Below are 16,395 nucleotides of genomic sequence, written 5' to 3'. Positions count from 1 at the left end.
CTACTTATGTCTAGTGGTAGATGAATAAAACGTATGATTTTTTAGTATCAATCATCTTTATCTTCAAAGCGATCATAAGACGCATTGTTGTCTTTTGTGACTTTGGGTAATTTATTCTTTGAAGTTTGTTGTAATAGTAAAATGTTGCCAATAATGAATCCCAAAATTAGCACTATGATGCCAATCACTAGCCAAATATTCATAACTTACCTTTATTTAATATGAAACGGTTAAAAATAACGTCGAGGTTTGCAAGGATGGTGTCTGCCCCCAACATGTTCGAATTTAAAATGGCTTTGCGTAACGTCTCTTGGTCCAGCAATTGTTCAAATTGACTAGCCGTTGGGACATAGCTCAAGTGCCAAGGCTCTTGTGCAATCCCACCCTTGAAAACATGGTATGGACGAGAGAATAGATAGCTATGCGCATTTTCTTGCAGCCACATATTTAGCGCATGACAAGGGCCGTTACTGGCGTATTCACTGCATACTAGTTGAAACTTTTGTCCACTGTCTAACACAGCGTTTTTGTCATATACATCGAGGTCGGTTCCCCAGTGATGTCGACTGGCACCGGGTAAAGCAGACCACGTTAAAATGCTAAAGGCTTTATCTAGAGCGGAGAGTTGGCTGGTATCGATGGGGGTTTCGTTAATATCTAGTACCGCCGTTTTACCCGACCATTTGTTTTGCCAAATCCCCAATTGGCGCTCGTAGCCACGATGACTGCTGACAATTTGCAAGTCTATTCCGTCTTTGATTGCCCTTTGTTGCATGTTTTTGAACGCGTCACATACTTCAGGTAAAAGCTTGAAGCCATGTTGGCAGTCAACTAATAAACTATCATCTTGGCCTAAAATATGTGACGAGGTGATCATGCTAATAGTCGCTGCAAAATATCTTGATAAATATCAGTTAACGTATCTAAATCACTCATTTTAACGCATTCGTCAATTTTATGGATAGTGGCATTGACTGGACCTAACTCAATGACCTGAGCCCCCGTTGGTGCAATAAAACGCCCATCTGATGTGCCCCCGCAGTAGATAAAGTCGTGTCTCTACCGGTACATGACTTAATGGCTTGCTGTGTTGCTTCGACTAGTTGACCGGAATCCGTTAAAAATGGCTGGCCGTTAAATGTCCAATCAATGTCATAATCAAAATCATGGCTGTCCAATATGGCTGTAACTTTGCTAATAAGTTGATGGTCGGTGACTTCGGTAGAAAATCTAAAGTTAAAACACACGTTTAGTTCGCTGGGAATCACATTACCAGCACCTGTACCGCCATTAATATTCGAAATTTGAAAACTCGTGGGCGGGAATGAATCATTGCCACTATCCCAATGGGTTTTCGCTAATTCATCTAAGGCCAATGCTGAAGCATGTATTGGGTTTTTCGCAAGGTGAGGGTAGGCCACATGACCTTGAATACCTTTTACGACTAAATCACCTGTTAAAGAGCCTCGACGGCCATTTTTAACAATATCACCCACTTCATTTGTGCTGGAGGGCTCTCCCACTAAACACCAAGTCATCTTTTCATTTCTGGCTTCAAGAGTATCAATGACTCTAGTTGTGCCATTGATAAAAGGGCCTTCTTCATCACTAGTGATTAAGAACGCAATGGATCCTTTGTGGTCGGGATTATTTTTTACAAATTTTTCGGTGGCCACTAACATAGCGGCTAGGCTACCTTTCATGTCGGCAGCCCCACGGCCATGTAGGTAACCGTCTTTTTCGGTGGCTTCGAAAGGAGGGGTTTGCCATGCGCTTTCTGGACCAGATGGCACTACATCAGTATGCCCAGCAAAACAAAATACAGGATCTTCAGACCCTTTACGTGCCCAAATGTTTTTGGTGTCCTCAAAGGTTAAATCTTCGATATGGAAACCGAGTGGCTCGAGGATTTCAGCCATTAAATATTGACAGCCCGCATCTTCTGGGGTGACTGATTTTCTATTGATGAGTGCTTTAGTTAAGCCGATTGTGCTGCGTGTCATAATAAAATCTCTTGATATTGTTCGGCTTTGAATCCCACAAAATATTGACCATTATGGATCAGTACAGGGCGTTTGATCATGGCTGGTTGCTCAAGCATTAACGCTAGGGCCGAGGTCCTATCGATAGTTTGCTTTTGCTCTTCAGGTAATTGGCGATAAGTTGTGCCGCGTTTATTGAGCAAGCTCTCCCAACCAAGGTGTTGTTCGGTTGTAGCCAACCAATTAGCGTCTAAACCGTCCTGCCGATAGTCGTGAAAGGTAAATTCTATATTATTATTGGTTAGCCATGTTTTAGCTTTTTTAATGGTGTCACAGTTTTTAATACCATACAGGGTCGTCATGTTATCTCATTTATATATGAATCAATCTGTCGCGGACTATAACGAGAAAGCACGGTTTAGGTAAAGGATAGCGCTGTATTTTTCCGAAATTAAATATAAACAGTCAATATATCGTCTTCGCTGGCACGAACAGCATAATAGTGAGCTCGTATCGCTTTTACTTTCTCACTGTTGATGACGGTGACGGGACACAAAATACTAGGTAATTGTTGCTTCATCTTGACCAAGGAAAATTCAGCTAATACGTCCCCTTGCTTAAACGTGTCGCCAGCTTTTACTTTTCGTTTAAAGCCTTCGCCCATCATAATATGTGAGTCTATCCCTAACTGAATCTGCAGCTGTAACCCATTTTGAGCCTTCAATCTTAATTGATTGGCCAGTTCGGTACAAGCTGCTACTGTGCCAGAAAATGGGGCAATGACTTGAAAGCCCGAAGGTATAATTGCAATGCCTTCGCCAAATAACCGTTGTTGAAATAGCGCGTTGGGAACCTCGCTTAAGGAGACCGCACGACCACTCAATGGACTGACAATGGTTAATATTTGTTTATATGTTGGAAGGTTATCAACACCTACTAACTTACCTAAAAGCGTCATGTATAATTCACCTCAACTCTGCCTATTTTGTGAGTATAACCTTATACTTAACTAGGGTTAATAGAGATTTAATGTACAAAATTAAATTAGAAGTGAGTTTATCCACCATATCTGTGGATAACTCTGTTGAGTACTGTTTATATGTACCTTAATTAATTGATATGTATAGATAAAGTTATGCTGCTCGGAAAATGCACTATTGTGAATTATGTAGATTAAATGAGCTAGGTTAGACTATTTAATACACATTTTATTGAGGTTATGGCCATTGTTAGATATTTATGCAGGAAAAAGCGCACTTAAACAAATTGAACAACAAGGCTTTAAGGCTGATTTGTTTGATTATATTTTGGGCGCGTCAGGGGGGCCTAAATGGTTTGTGTTAGCGGGACTCGACCGCTATATATTTGCCGAATTCTTTGCCACTAGGCAAAAACCTATTCAAGCTATTGGCTCCTCGGCTGGTGCATTTCGGATGGCCTGCTTCGCACAACATGACCCTCTTGCCGCGATAAATAGATTGGCCCAGCGGTATTCTCAAATTACGTATTCTAGAAAACCGACTGCTAGGGAAATAACTGAAAAAGGCAGGGGGTTGTTAATGCACGTGCTAGGAGAAAACGGAGTAGAACAAATCCTTAATAATGACATTGTCAAAGCGCATTTTGTGGTGGCTAGGAGCAAAGGGTTGGCAAGATTTGAAGCCTCGTTTTTACAAGGGCTAGGTTTAGCGATGAGTGCTGGCGCAAACTTTGCGAAACGTCAATGGTTATCTTATTTTCATCAAAGAGTCATTTTTTCTGTTGCAGGTAGTCAATTGAGTGTGTTTGACCCCAATCACATGGGGGGCATTTCTGTGACGTTGCAGCAAAATAATTTAGCTGACGCATTAATGGCTTCAGGGGCAATCCCCATTATAATCAACGGCGTTGAGAATATTGCAGGTGCGCCAAAGGGGGTATACAGAGATGGTGGGATCATCGATTATCATTTTGATTTGTCGTTTGGACCTAGTAATGGATTGACTTTGTACCCACATTTTTATCCTAATGTGGTGCCTATGGTTGGTTTGATAAGTCCTTAAAAAGTAGAGGCCCTCATGACACTAGCTACGATAAAGTAGTTATGATAGTGCCATCAGCTAAATTTATTCGCAGTCTTCCTTACCATAAAATACCTGATAGGAAAGATTTCGAATCTATGTCAGCTAAACAACGTATTCCATATTGGCAAGAGGTCATCACCAAAAGTAATAAGCTAGCTGAGGTTTTTCAGGCTATGGTAAACAGTGATGATATTTTACAATTTATTAAACCTTTACCCTTTTAAGTTATATATTTTTTGATGGCTTTGGTTTATTTTGATCCGTATATAAACTATTGTGTTTATTGATGATGTATGGTGTGCGATACTACGCCACCACTCGTGCCAGCACCTAGGCAATGACGTAATTGTTGAGATAGCTTCTATCATTCTAACAGTTAGCTTTTAAGTGGTGTTCGGAATTTCTATATATTTATGCCTTTACAATCTATATTAAATTGGTGTAAATTGTTAACAATCAACTCTAGCTGTTCGGTATAGTCAGGAATGAATAAAAATAAAATAACTGCTATTGATATTGAATTATACAATATCCCCCTTTCTGAAGTGTTATCTGATGCCAAGCATGGCGACCACACTCATTTTGAATTAGTCCTTTGTCGTGTAACCTGTGAAGATGGTACGCAAGGTGTGGGTTATACCTACACGGGTGGTAAAGGTGGTCGTGCTATTTATTCCTTACTTCATGACGAAATGCGCCCATTATTAACGGGGTATGATGCGTCCCAAATAGATGAAATATGGCACAAATTACAGTGGGAATATCACTATGTAGGTCGGGGTGGTATTTTAAGTTTTGCTATTTCAGCTATGGATATCGCGCTTTGGGATATCAAGTGTAAACGACTTGGTCAGCCATTGTGGCAAGTCGCTGGTGGCGCAAGTAACAAAACCAACTGTTATGCGGGTGGCATTGATCTTAATTTCAGTGAACAAAAATTACTGAGTAACATTCAAGGTTATTTAGACCGCGGATTTGAAGCGGTAAAAATTAAAGTCGGCAAAGAAGACTATTTAGAGGATGTTAGCCGAGTGGCTGCGGTTCGAAAGGTAATTGGCCCAGATCGTGTGTTTATGGTTGATGCTAACTATTCTCTGTCGGTGAAAGATGCAATTCGCTTTGGTAAAGCAATTGAGCAATACAATATTACTTGGTTCGAAGAGCCAACGATTCCCGATGACTATCTTGGTTTTGCAGAAATATCAGATGCCATCAATATTCCTTTAGCTATGGGCGAAAACTTACATACTTTTCATGAATTCGAATATGCCGTTGCCCAAGCTAAATTAGGGTTTTTACAGCCTGATGCCTCTAATATTGGCGGCATTACTGGCTTTTTGCAGGTGGCGGAGTTAGGTGCTAAGCATGGTTTACCTTTGTGTAGTCATGGTATGCATGAACTACATGTTTCTTTGTTGGCGTCTCAGTCGCACTCTGCATATTTAGAAGTACACTCTTTTCCAATTGATGAATATACTCATCATCCGTTACAACTCGATGATAATGGCTATGCGTTAGCTCCAGATGTGCCCGGTACTGGGGTAGTGTTTGATGATGCGTTGTTAGCACCCCATTTAGTCATGAAATCTTAAGGTAATCATTATGCAAGCTGCTCAATATATAGGTAACAAATCATTCTCAGTGGTGGAAGGAACGTCTATCGCTCCAGAAGCGGGTGAGGTACGTCTGAACGTGGGGTATGTCGGTATCTGTGGTACAGATATGCACATTTATCATGGCGTAATGGATCAACGTGTTTCAATTCCACAAACTATCGGCCATGAAATTTCTGGCGTAGTCGCTGAAATTGGCGATGGCGTCACAGGCTTTACTGTTGGCGAAAAAGTGGTTGTTCGACCATTAGATTGGTGTGGCGAGTGTCCGACTTGTGAAGCAGGTTTAACGCATATTTGTCAGAATCTTAAATTCATGGGTATTGATACCTTGGCGCGTTTCAGTCGAGTTGGACAGTGAAAGCTCGTACTTTACATAAATTACCCGCTGGTGTTGATCTTAAGCAAGGTGCATTAGTTGAGCCTTTATCTGTGGCTTGTCATGATGTTAGTCGTTCACGTTTAAAAGCCGGTGAAAAAGCAGTGGTACTAGGTGGCGGCCCAATTGGGCAATTAGTCGCAGCCGTGGCGAAAAGTGTGGGTGCTGAAGTATTGGTGTCTGAGCCAAACGAAAGCCGCCGCGCATTTGCTGACGAGTTAGGTGTTAAATCAATCAATCCTATTGAACAAGATTTAGCGGCTTATGTTGATGATTGGACAGGCACAAAAGGTGCAGACGTAGTATTTGAAGTGTCTGGTGTAAAACCTGCCATCGATGCTATGACGCAAATTGCCGGTCGTCGTGGCCGTATTGTCATGGTGGCAATTCACAGCGCTAAGCCAGAAATCGACTTGTTCCAATTTTTCTGGAAAGAATTAGAGTTGTTGGGTGCCCGTGTTTACGAAGCGAAAGACTTTGATTGGGCGATAGATTTAATTGCCTCAGGTCAAATTGATCTCAAACCATTTATTAGCTCGGTGAGTCCTTTATCAGACATAGGTACCGCATTCGCTAATATGGATGGTAACCCACAAGGCATGAAAGCCCTTGTTGAATGTAACGCTGAATAGTTTGATATTAGAGACAAGGTTTTAGAAATGAATAAAATGTTTGAGAAATTTAGTTTAGAAGGCAAGGTTGCCTTAGTGACCGGTTGTAAACGTGGCATAGGTAAAGGTATTGCTTTAGGCCTAGCAGAAGCTGGCGCAGATATTATTGGTGTTTCGGCTAGTTTAGAATTGGAAGGTTCTGATGTTGAGAAAGAAGTCAAAGCCTTGGGACGAGACTTTAAAGCGTACCAATGTGATTTTGGTGACCGTGAAGCACTATATGCATTCATCAAACAAGTAAAAGGCGATTTCCCTAAAATTGATATTTTGGTGAACAACGCAGGTACCATTTTACGTGCCCCAGCTGCCGAACATGGCGATGATTTATGGGACAAAGTGATTGACGTGAATCTTAACTCGCAGTTCATTTTAAGCCGAGAACTTGGTAAAGATATGGTTGCACGAGGTGAAGGTAAGGTGATTTTCACCGCTTCATTATTAACCTTCCAAGGTGGTATTACGGTTATAGGTTATGCTGCTAGTAAAGGTGCTATTGGACAATTAGTGATGGCGCTTTCTAATGAGTGGGCGGGTAAAGGTGTAAATGTTAACGCCATTGCGCCTTGATTATATAGACACAGATAACACCGAAGCATTACGTCAGGATCCAGAGCGCAGTGCCGCTATTTTAGGGCGTATACCACAAGGTCGTTGGGGGAACCCTGAAGACTTTAAAGGCCCAGCAGTATTCTTGGCTTCAGAAGCCGCAAGTTATGTTAACGGCGCTATCTTGTTGGTAGACGGCGGTTGGATGGGGAGATAATCTCAATGACAACTTTAAATTTTGATTTTAAGAACAATGTAAACTTTATTAATGGTGAATATGTCGCTTCTAAAGCCGATGGCATCATTGAAGTACTTAGCCCTTCTACCGGTGAAAAAATCGGTGAGATCCCAAAAGGTTGTAATGAAGACGCCCAGCTTGCTCTTGAAACTTCGGCAGCAGGTCAAAAGAAATGGGCTAAGTTAACGGCACGTACTCGTCAGAATATCTTGCGAGAGTTTGCAAATAAAATTCGCGAAAACAAAGCTATTCTTGCGCCAATGCTAGTGGCAGAGCAGGGGAAGCTGTTGTCTGTGGCACAAATGGAAGTAGACGTTACCGCTACTTTTATTGATTACGCAGCAGACAATGCGTTGACTATCGAAGGTGATATTTTACCTTCTGATAATGAAAACGAAAAAATCTATATTCATAAAGTACCGCGTGGTGTGGTTGTGGGTATTACTGCATGGAATTTCCCGTTAGCATTGGCCGGCCGTAAAATTGGCCCAGCTCTTGTTACAGGCAACTCAATTGTATTAAAACCGACCCAAGAAACGCCATTAGCCACAACTGAATTAGGCCGCATCGCTAACGAAGCAGGCATTCCAGCTGGCGTATTAAACGTGATTAATGGATCAGGCTCTGTAGTGGGTCAAGCATTGTGCGAAAGTCCAATTACCAAAATGATTACTATGACTGGTTCTACGGTTGCCGGTAAGCAAATTTACAAAACCTCAGCAGAATACATGACTCCAGTTATGCTTGAGCTTGGTGGTAAAGCCCCTATGGTGGTTATGAATGATGCTGATTTAGATGAAGCCGTAGAAGGCGCGCTATGGGGACGTTTTGCTAACTGTGGTCAGGTATGTACTTGTGTTGAACGTTTATATGTTCAAGAAGGAATATATGATGACTTTATGGCTAAATTTGTACCAGCGGTGAAAGGATTGGTAGTTGGCGATCCAATGAAAGCCGAAACACAAATGGGACCTAAATGTAATCAACGTGAAATTGATAACATCGATCACATAGTGCAAGAGTCTATCAAGCAAGGTGCAACTGTCGCGACTGGTGGCAAAACTGCTACAGTCGAAGGCTACGAAGGTGGCTGCTGGTACGAGCCGACTTTGTTGGTTGATGTAAAACAAGACAACATTGCGGTGCACGAAGAGACATTTGGTCCAGTATTGCCGATTGTTAAAATCAAAGATATTGACGAAGCTATTGCTAATTGCAATGACAGTATTTACGGTTTGAGTGCCTATATCTTCACTAAAGATTTCTTTGCAATTAATCGTTTTATCGAAGAATTGGAAGTAGGTGAAGTGTACCTAAACCGTGGAATGGGTGAACAACACCAAGGTTTCCATAATGGTTGGAAACAATCTGGTTTTGGTGGCGAAGACGGTAAATTTGGTCTTGAGCAATACCTAGAGAAGAAAACGGTTTATCTAAAAGAAGTGTAAAACTGCTTGGTTTGTAAAAAACTATAAACGGCTAAGGTGAAAATCTTGGCCGTTTTTTTTAGCGTTACGCTGGCTATCCCCATCATCATTCCTGCATGTTGATAGCAGGGATCCATGTTGAAGTTTTCATTCGCGTTTAAGGTATTTTTGAAATACTTGATACAGAATTAGCTTGGCTGTCTTGTTTATTTAGTCGTTTATTCAATGCTTAATAACAGCATGCGCTTCGCTTACTGCCATCCATGGCTTTTTTCAAACGAAATCCATTTCGTCCAACTTACTTTTCTTCAACAGCCAAGAAAAGTAAGCAAAAGAGGCCGCGCTCCAGTAATGCTCTTCTTCCAATTTTGTAATGAATTAAGCAGGCCGGCTTGAGACGTTCCCGACGTCGCAAGCCTCAATTGGCTATCCATGCCAATTGAACCGCTAAATTCACCACAAAATTGGCGAGCTTAGAGTCGCGGGTAAATCAAAAGCATGGCTGCGCCACTAAGGCCACTAAGGTTGAAAGGGAAAGTAGTGCTGCGAACTAAGATTATTCACCTCAATCATAAAACTTTGGCGAAGTGGGTTAACATCCTTATATGTTCAATATTCATGCGCAGACAGCTGGCTATCCCCAACGTCATTCCTGCATGTTGTTAGCAGGGAGCCATTTCTAACATTCGTATATCTTGTTACTCAGTATATTTAAACAACATTTTTCTAGATAATTGTTTTTATTAAGTTTAATCTGAGTTTCAATTATCATGGATGGCTTGTTAATTGTTGGCGGTTTACTAGTATTATGGCTTTCATCATCATACGAAGCCTAGGTGGAAAATTTAAGGAAATATTTAGTGTCTAGACTGTCACAATCTCAGAAAATTGTTGAGTATTACTAAGAAGATTATAATGATAAAAGGAAGAACCCAAGGTTTGCAGACGATAAAGCCTTTATATCTCAAATTGTCGCAGAAATTGGATCGCAAAAAGTCCAAATAGTGAAAAATGACGCACACGTATTTTGGCAGGATAAACCCCGCCTAGAGTTTATTGGTTTAACCCTGAAAATCCGAGTGAAAGTGAAATGAAGCTCCCAGCAAAATCTTGGCCTGATGTCGATTGGCAATCTGTTAACCGAATATTAGTTGAAAACACTGATTTCAAAGACTATATCGAACTCATGCCAACTTATTATCAAACGGGTAGGGTATGTGCGAGAGATTGGAATAAGTAGACGTTTTTTCTTTTAATGGTGAATTAAAACAATGAATTACCTATGTTTTGTCTGTTTTAATGTCGGCTAGGTCCCTCTTTGGGGCGTCTAGCCAGTAATTAATGATCAACGCTAGATAAGCTGATGGGCTTGATCTCAACCTACTTAACTTGATTTTCTATGCTTTTTCTCGGTATTCTCTGAGTTTCAATATCTTTAGCAACGTAGTAGAACATATTATTGTTTTTTTCAGTTAAATTTAAAGGAAGCTATACAAGCTTACTAAATATTCGAGGTGATAATGGAAGTATATGACCCAGATAATTCAATAGAGCCAGATGCTTGGTTAGCACTTGATGAAGCCACGCAAATTGACTTAGTTTGGAGGTATCACGCCGGGTTAGACTTGGATATGCCCGTCGAAGCATTATCAGTACACTCATCAATTCATGTGATTGTTGAAAATCAATTGGCCTTGGGCGTTAATTTGCTTGCAGAAACAGTTGCAAAACTCACTAGGCAAGGATTAGATCGGCATGAAGCTATTCATGCTATAGGAGCAATAATATCAAAGGATGTTTTTGATATTATTAAAGGTAGTACAGAAGAGTTTTCACCTGTTAAATACCGTAGAAAGCTGCAAAAAATCACTGCAAAAAGATGGCTTAAAGGGCAATACTAAAGCTTGCACCTGACGAATAAGTAAACAAGAACAGAGTACCGATGGTTACTTAGCTTAGCTCGCATCACCAATTGAGACACCCATGATTGGAACCAGTACAAACATGGCTTCGCGTTCGATGAAATATATATGTTTCGTCATCGTCATTCAGGTGTGTTTGTAGGCTGGTTTCCTTTCATCGCTATAAGCAGAACCAAATTAGATCAGCAACTCCAATTGAGACACCCATGATTGGAGCCAGTACAAACATGGCTTCGCGTTCGATGAAATATATATGTTTCGCCTTCGTCATTCAGGTGTGTTTGTTGGCTGGTTTCCTTTCATCGCTATAAGCAGAACCAAATTAGATCAGCATAAGATACTTCGATTCGTGCCTAACGACTCTTAGGAATGAAGGGGCAGTAAAGGAGGGAGTTAGTGATTTCTTTGTATTTAATCTCAGTGCACAACAGTTTTCTAGTATATCGCTACTATTTTTGTACTTTTCTCTGTTTACTATAGTCGCTGTTGTGACCGCTCTTAGTTTTTACTGCTATATTTTTTACTCAAATCTGAACATTCTCTTCACCGCTTTTATTTTACTTGGTAGGTTGTATTGTCAAAATCACTCTTTTATAACGTGATAACTGAGGCTCACCTTTGTCTGTGACTTTTAAAATTATGTGTACGGTTTGTTCATTTTCTACGTTAGGTGCGGTACCGTTGATTCTACTCACGTTTTCTGGTGGACCTAGTTTTATTTGTTGTTTGTATGTGCCTGCTTCGGGGTATTGGAACCACAGAAAGCTTAAATTATCGCCATCTGGATCAGTTGAATCACTGGCATTTAAGGTAAAACTTTGCCCTGATTGTAGAGTAAGGCGATCGCTATGGCTGAGTTTGGGCACGGGAGGATGATTTGCTTCTTCGTACGATAATACTGACCAATCTATACGTGCGGCAAAATCATTTTGAAAGTCGTCACGCCAGCGCCATAAAGAGGCTTTGTCGGAGGTAAAAGACTTTTTACTTTTTTGAACTGTTCGGCCATATTCTTTAGCAATAATAGGCGTGTAATAATCTGCTGCATTTGTCCAGATCGCGCGTGTTTCGGGCTCATGAGGCACGCCTGATTTTGAACTGCCTTGCTTGTCTTTTTCGTACTTGGGCTGATATAGTTCGTAACGTCCTCCCCAGCCGCCCCATTCAGGGTGCTCTGCGTTGTTTAGACCATTAGCTAACAATGATAAAAATGCGGGAGTGTCGCCCTCAACGCCCCAGACTACGTCAGGATAAATTGCACCAAGTGGCCCGTGATTTTGTTGAATGTTTTTTGCTAGCCAGGCATTGCTTATCGTGTGATTATCAATGCCCTCGACGACATTGTTGACACCCATCCAAGTAGCGCTAGCATAAAAATCTCCAGGGCTGACAATATAGAATAAATCGGGGAAATTGTTTCTGATCCAAATACCACTGTCGTCTTGATCAGAAATAGTATAAACCCTGAGTTTGGCAATCAGTTTTTTAGCTTGTGCGGCTGTTTTCGTTTGTTTGATAGTATGCAATGCTTGCGCTAGTGTATTGACTCCACCCCAAACTGAAATCCATAAAGGGCGTTCATCATCTTTTTCTAATTCTTGAATGATCCAAGCTGAGCCTTCAGAATTTTTGTCAGAGCCCACTCCTAACATGCCATAGACTGGTAGCCCCGTTTTACCACGTTAAATAGTGTTTCAGGGGCGCTGAAGTCAGCATGATGTTGAATAAGATTACTATGCACTTGTTGATATGCGGCGATCACATTATTGATGGATTTTGGATGAATTTCAGATTTCATCCAACAAGATGTGGTAGCGATAAGGCCTTTAATATCGATTTGGTTAGAATATAAAAACAAGCGAACCAACGACTGGGTGTCATCGGGGTCGGCCTCGATATCGGTGAGGACTATTAATCTGTTGTTAGTTTGAGCATGAAGGGCGAGAGGTGACAGTAATGACGTGGCGATTAGTACCAGAACAATAAATTTCATGAAAGCTCCACACTTATTTAGTCTTGAATTTATGTTATAGGTAAAAATGTAGTTGCAATAGTAGAAAAAGCTTAATTATGAAAAAACGTAAAGGTAGGAAAAAAGCAAAATGGGATATTCGAGCATGAATTTCACAGGTATTATCTTTTCTTAATACCTAGTTAATACCGAGGCCTATGAACCCTGTGTTTCGCTATTTTAGCCGTGCAGCACAATCATTGCTGAGCTAGTGCAGTTGAGCAATGATTGTGTTAGCACTCATTTGGGTTTTTCTCCACTAAGTCGTCATCTAACTAAGCCGTTGTTCCTTTTTATTTTTTGAATTGAAAGGGAGTAGCGTTTAGTGTGTCACAACGTCGCTATTAACAAACGTAGTACGCATTCTATTTGGCGACTCACTTCCAATTTGGCGATTGACTTTGATAAAAAATTTTCATTACATCACTGCAGGTGTCCGGTTTTAACGTAAATCAACGCGCCGTCTTCTTTGGTGAATGGGCTGTGGCGGCTTAAGTGGGGACTTCTTATCCATGACCCTTTGGGGTAACTGCCGTGCTCGTCGTGAAAGGTTCCAGCTAATACCAATATTTCTTCACCGCCCCAGTGTTGGTGGCTATTAAACTGGGTGTTAGGTGCCCATTTCACTAGTGCAACGTTTTCAGTTTCAAATTGATGAAGAGGCATGACGGTTAAACCCTTTACCAGACCTTGATGCCAAGCTTGTGTTGGAGTATGAATGGCTTTTTGTTCCCTGTCTGCTTGCTCAAATTGCTGTAACTTCACAAAAATGGTGGCACCTTGTTCGCCTATTTTCGGGGTGTGGGCGGTGCCAATTGGGTTACGTACGTAACTGCCAATAGGGTATTCTTGATGTTCGTCAGCAAATACGCCTTCGAGCACAAAAAACTCTTCACCACCCGAATGGGTATGAGATGAAAACTGGCTAAAAGGAGCATACCTTACAATAGACGTAGCTCTGGCTACTTCATCGCCAATTCTGTCAAGCATCATACGCTCAACTCCAGCCATGGGAGACGGTACCCATTGATAGTCGTCTGGTCGAATGACGGTACGTTTTGTAAAGTCTGCATGTAAGCGAGTTGTCATGTTCATATCCTATTTTTATTGTGTCGCTAGATTAGTATTAGGCAGAGGTTAGAGCAGATTAGTTTCTGCCCGCCATAACGCCGCCATCAACATCCCAAATCGCACCTGTTACCCAACTAGTGCTCTGTTGTAACAGAAAGTTAATACTGTTAGCTACATCTTCTGCCGAGCCAATACGCCCGATGGGATGAAAGTCATTGAAACCCGCTAACGCATCATCCATTTGCGCTGGGTCGATAAAGGTTTCATAAATAGGGGTTTTAACTACTGCTGGCGAAACGGCATTAACACGGATGTTATGTTCGGCTAATTCCATGGCCATGTGTTGAGTAAGTGAATGTAGTCCCGCTTTAGCCATAGAGTAAGCAGAAGAAGGGGTTGCTTTGATCGCTTGTTTAGCCCACATCGAACCTACATGGACCATAGCGCCTCCGCCGTGTTTTATCATGTTTTGGGCCACGGCTTGACTGATAAAAAATGTTGAACGGTTCATGATTGCATAGGCGTCATAATCACTTATTTCGTGTTGTAAAAATGGTTTCGGATTGAAATAGCCTGCCGCATTTACAAAGTACTTGATATGACGACTTTCATCGTTCAGCTTTTTAATCACCCTATCGACGTCAGCTTGTTGATAGAGGTTCGCTTGAATAGTCTCTACCAACGCTTGATTGCTAGATAGTGTACTTAATGCCACTTTAGCTGCGCTTAATTTATGTTCATTGTTACCAACAATAGCAACGTTAATGCCTTCGGCTATTAGTTGTTTTGCACAGGCTAAACCTATGCCGCTAGAGCCTCCAACGATCAATGCAAAGGGGGAATTATTCATAATTTATATTCTCAATCTGTTAAAGTGTGCGAATAATTTAACAAACAGTTATGGGACTAAAAAGTAAGTACAAATCGGTAAGGTAGGTACTTTTAGGTACATCTTTATGAAAACAAAAGAGATTAATTTTAAGAGAAAAGTCGCTCCTGATAAAAGTGCTCGAATGATAGAAACCATATACGGCTGTAAATGGTCGTTAACTGTTTATCAACTCTTAGATAGTGGGATAAATAGACCTGGGAAATGGTACGAACTGTAGAAGGCTTAACCACAAAAGTATTGAACCAATGCCTAAGAAAAAACATTGAATTCGGTATTTTAGTGCGTAGATCATACAATGAAGTGCCGCCAAGAGTGGAATATGAGGTGACTGAGTTTGGCATGAAATTTATGCGCATATTGGATCAGATTGAAAAGTTACAAAGCGAACTTGATAGACTAGGTTGAAATTTATTGAAGAGACGTTTGGTGATTAAAAAGCTTGAACATTCTGCTAGACAAGTTGCAGAGGGTATTTTTACTATTTTTCAAACCTCATACGCAATTGAAGCGGATCTTATTGGTTGTGATGATTTTCCACCATTGGCGAGAAGCATAAAAAACATTCAAGATTCTCCCTCTTTATTTTTAGCTGCTGTTGTAAACAACTGTCTTGCCGGCGTAATTGAAATAGAGTTACAAGACAAGCAGTTAGACGTCCATAGTTTAACCGTTGCCCCAAGGTTTTTTAAACAAGGTATTGCTAGCGAACTGTTAAGTCATGTTTTAACTACGTTTGATTATCAACAAGCGCAAGTTGAAACAGCTACTGCTAATAGGCCGGCAATTAGCTTGTATAAAAAGCATGGATTTGTCGAATTTAACAGATGGACACCCGCACATGGGATCGAAAAACTCGCTTTGCACAAACAATGCGAGTCGTTGTACTGAAAACTAAACTAAGGTGATTGAGACCCGTTAACCCGAAGACATGTCATGCTAAAGAAATTATTTTATTTATCAGGCAGTGCGAGATTTCTAACAAACTTTAGATCCTGAATATCAGGAACCAAACAACACCACTATTAATGCAAATAAAAATCCAATCCCCGCTACTTTAATGCCGTTTCTAAATATCGCATTTTTGGGCATAAACATCAGAAAAGAAGAAATGACAAAAAATAGTAAACCAAGACCAAAACTAATGTTTAAAATAAACAACGGGCTGCCGGTGGTGGCTTTGTGCAATTTTACCATTTTGGCTAGAGTGGCAGGGTAGTCCTTTTTATTAATTACCGCTAAGCCAGTACTTTTTTCATAATAACCTTGCGTAAACACTACTTTTTCCGCAGTGGTTTCTAGCACCGAAAAATTACGAATGCCCAACGTCTTTTCTAAACTTTTACTATCTAAATTGGCTGAAAGTTGCTTTTCGGTGCTGTAGTTGTACTTTAAAAAATCTGTCTTGCGGAATATAAGTAAAACTCCGCTAACAGAATACACAGCCATAATCCCCGCTAAAAAGTAACCCAACCACCTGTGGTATTTTCTAAAGCTGTTGTGAAATTTAACTGATGCCATTTTGCTCTTATTCTCTTGTTAATATTCTTTAATCATAAAAAAGCGCCTTTAAAATAAAGGGG

At 40.8% G+C, this 16,395-nt stretch carries 13 protein-coding genes and 6 pseudogenes; 9 read left to right on the top strand and 10 right to left on the bottom strand.

Features of this window, described 5'->3' with window-relative positions:
* Positions 1-47 precede the first annotated feature (47 nt).
* From RS130_RS17715 to RS130_RS17695, 5 genes and pseudogenes are all read right to left on the bottom strand, one after another.
* Entirely contained in the window at positions 48-203 is a 156-nt protein-coding gene (locus RS130_RS17715; protein ID WP_316027026.1) for a DUF2897 family protein, read from the bottom strand.
* Complete coding sequence (locus RS130_RS17710; protein ID WP_316027025.1) at positions 200-877, bottom strand: M15 family metallopeptidase; 678 nt, start codon at positions 875-877, stop codon at positions 200-202. Before RS130_RS17710 ends, RS130_RS17715 begins: the two co-directional genes overlap by 4 nt.
* Positions 874-2,003: pseudogene (gene dapE, locus RS130_RS17705) on the bottom strand (succinyl-diaminopimelate desuccinylase). The gene RS130_RS17710 and the pseudogene dapE overlap by 4 nt, the downstream one beginning before the upstream one ends.
* Positions 2,000-2,344 (bottom strand): ArsC family reductase, encoded by a 345-nt coding sequence (locus tag RS130_RS17700; protein WP_316027024.1) that lies wholly within the window; start codon positions 2,342-2,344, stop codon positions 2,000-2,002. The pseudogene dapE and the gene RS130_RS17700 overlap by 4 nt, the downstream one beginning before the upstream one ends.
* An 89-nt stretch (positions 2,345-2,433) precedes the next feature.
* Positions 2,434-2,940, bottom strand: a complete 507-nt coding sequence (locus tag RS130_RS17695) for a PTS sugar transporter subunit IIA (protein ID WP_316027023.1) — start codon at positions 2,938-2,940, stop codon at positions 2,434-2,436.
* Between the two features lie 268 nt (positions 2,941-3,208).
* On the opposite strand from RS130_RS17695, the pseudogene RS130_RS17690 reads away from it, so the two are divergent.
* From RS130_RS17690 to RS130_RS17660, 7 genes and pseudogenes are all read left to right on the top strand, one after another.
* Positions 3,209-4,269 (top strand): annotated as a pseudogene (locus RS130_RS17690) (patatin-like phospholipase family protein).
* 261 nt (positions 4,270-4,530) lie between these two features.
* A complete protein-coding gene (locus tag RS130_RS17685; RefSeq protein ID WP_316027022.1) occupies positions 4,531-5,637 on the top strand; it encodes a mandelate racemase/muconate lactonizing enzyme family protein in 1,107 nt (368 codons plus the stop codon).
* A 10-nt stretch (positions 5,638-5,647) separates the two neighbouring features.
* Positions 5,648-6,669: pseudogene (locus RS130_RS17680) on the top strand (zinc-dependent alcohol dehydrogenase).
* A gap of 36 nt (positions 6,670-6,705) precedes the next feature.
* Positions 6,706-7,471: pseudogene (locus tag RS130_RS17675) on the top strand (2,5-didehydro-3-deoxy-L-galactonate 5-reductase).
* 5 nt (positions 7,472-7,476) lie between these two features.
* Positions 7,477-8,940 carry an aldehyde dehydrogenase gene (gene aldA / locus RS130_RS17670; RefSeq protein WP_316027021.1) on the top strand — a complete coding sequence of 488 codons (1,464 nt, stop codon included), beginning with the start codon at positions 7,477-7,479 and terminating at the stop codon, positions 8,938-8,940.
* 1,069 nt (positions 8,941-10,009) lie between these two features.
* Positions 10,010-10,159, top strand: coding sequence for a hypothetical protein (locus RS130_RS17665; RefSeq protein ID WP_316027020.1), 150 nt, complete (start codon positions 10,010-10,012; stop codon positions 10,157-10,159).
* A 280-nt stretch (positions 10,160-10,439) separates the two neighbouring features.
* Entirely contained in the window at positions 10,440-10,820 is a 381-nt protein-coding gene (locus RS130_RS17660) for a hypothetical protein (RefSeq protein ID WP_316027019.1), read from the top strand.
* Positions 10,821-11,398: 578 nt separating this feature from the next.
* Here RS130_RS17660 and RS130_RS23605 read toward each other — a convergent pair.
* From RS130_RS23605 to RS130_RS17645, 4 genes and pseudogenes are all read right to left on the bottom strand, one after another.
* On the bottom strand, positions 11,399-11,707 hold the full coding sequence (locus tag RS130_RS23605) for a hypothetical protein (protein ID WP_346433346.1): 309 nt from the start codon (positions 11,705-11,707) through the stop codon (positions 11,399-11,401).
* A 333-nt stretch (positions 11,708-12,040) separates the two neighbouring features.
* Positions 12,041-12,834 (bottom strand): annotated as a pseudogene (locus tag RS130_RS23600) (DUF1593 domain-containing protein); the annotation flags it as partial.
* Between the two features lie 441 nt (positions 12,835-13,275).
* Positions 13,276-13,941, bottom strand: coding sequence for a cupin domain-containing protein (locus RS130_RS17650; RefSeq protein WP_316027018.1), 666 nt, complete (start codon positions 13,939-13,941; stop codon positions 13,276-13,278).
* 58 nt (positions 13,942-13,999) lie between these two features.
* Complete coding sequence (locus tag RS130_RS17645) at positions 14,000-14,773, bottom strand: SDR family NAD(P)-dependent oxidoreductase (RefSeq protein WP_316027017.1); 774 nt, start codon at positions 14,771-14,773, stop codon at positions 14,000-14,002.
* A 106-nt stretch (positions 14,774-14,879) separates the two neighbouring features.
* Here RS130_RS17645 and RS130_RS17640 point away from each other — a divergent pair.
* Positions 14,880-15,220: pseudogene (locus tag RS130_RS17640) on the top strand (winged helix-turn-helix transcriptional regulator).
* A gap of 21 nt (positions 15,221-15,241) precedes the next feature.
* Positions 15,242-15,703, top strand: a complete 462-nt coding sequence (locus RS130_RS17635) for a GNAT family N-acetyltransferase (protein WP_316028091.1) — start codon at positions 15,242-15,244, stop codon at positions 15,701-15,703.
* 111 nt (positions 15,704-15,814) lie between these two features.
* On the opposite strand, the gene RS130_RS17630 is transcribed toward RS130_RS17635, so the two are convergent.
* Positions 15,815-16,333: a PepSY domain-containing protein gene (locus RS130_RS17630; RefSeq protein ID WP_316027016.1), complete on the bottom strand. Its 519-nt coding sequence runs from the start codon at positions 16,331-16,333 to the stop codon at positions 15,815-15,817.
* Positions 16,334-16,395 lie beyond the last annotated feature (62 nt).

It is taken from the genome of Paraglaciecola aquimarina, assembly GCF_032464635.1.
Classification (GTDB): Bacteria; Pseudomonadota; Gammaproteobacteria; order Enterobacterales; family Alteromonadaceae; genus Paraglaciecola; species Paraglaciecola aquimarina.
This window is presented reverse-complemented; position numbering and strand designations above follow the sequence as displayed.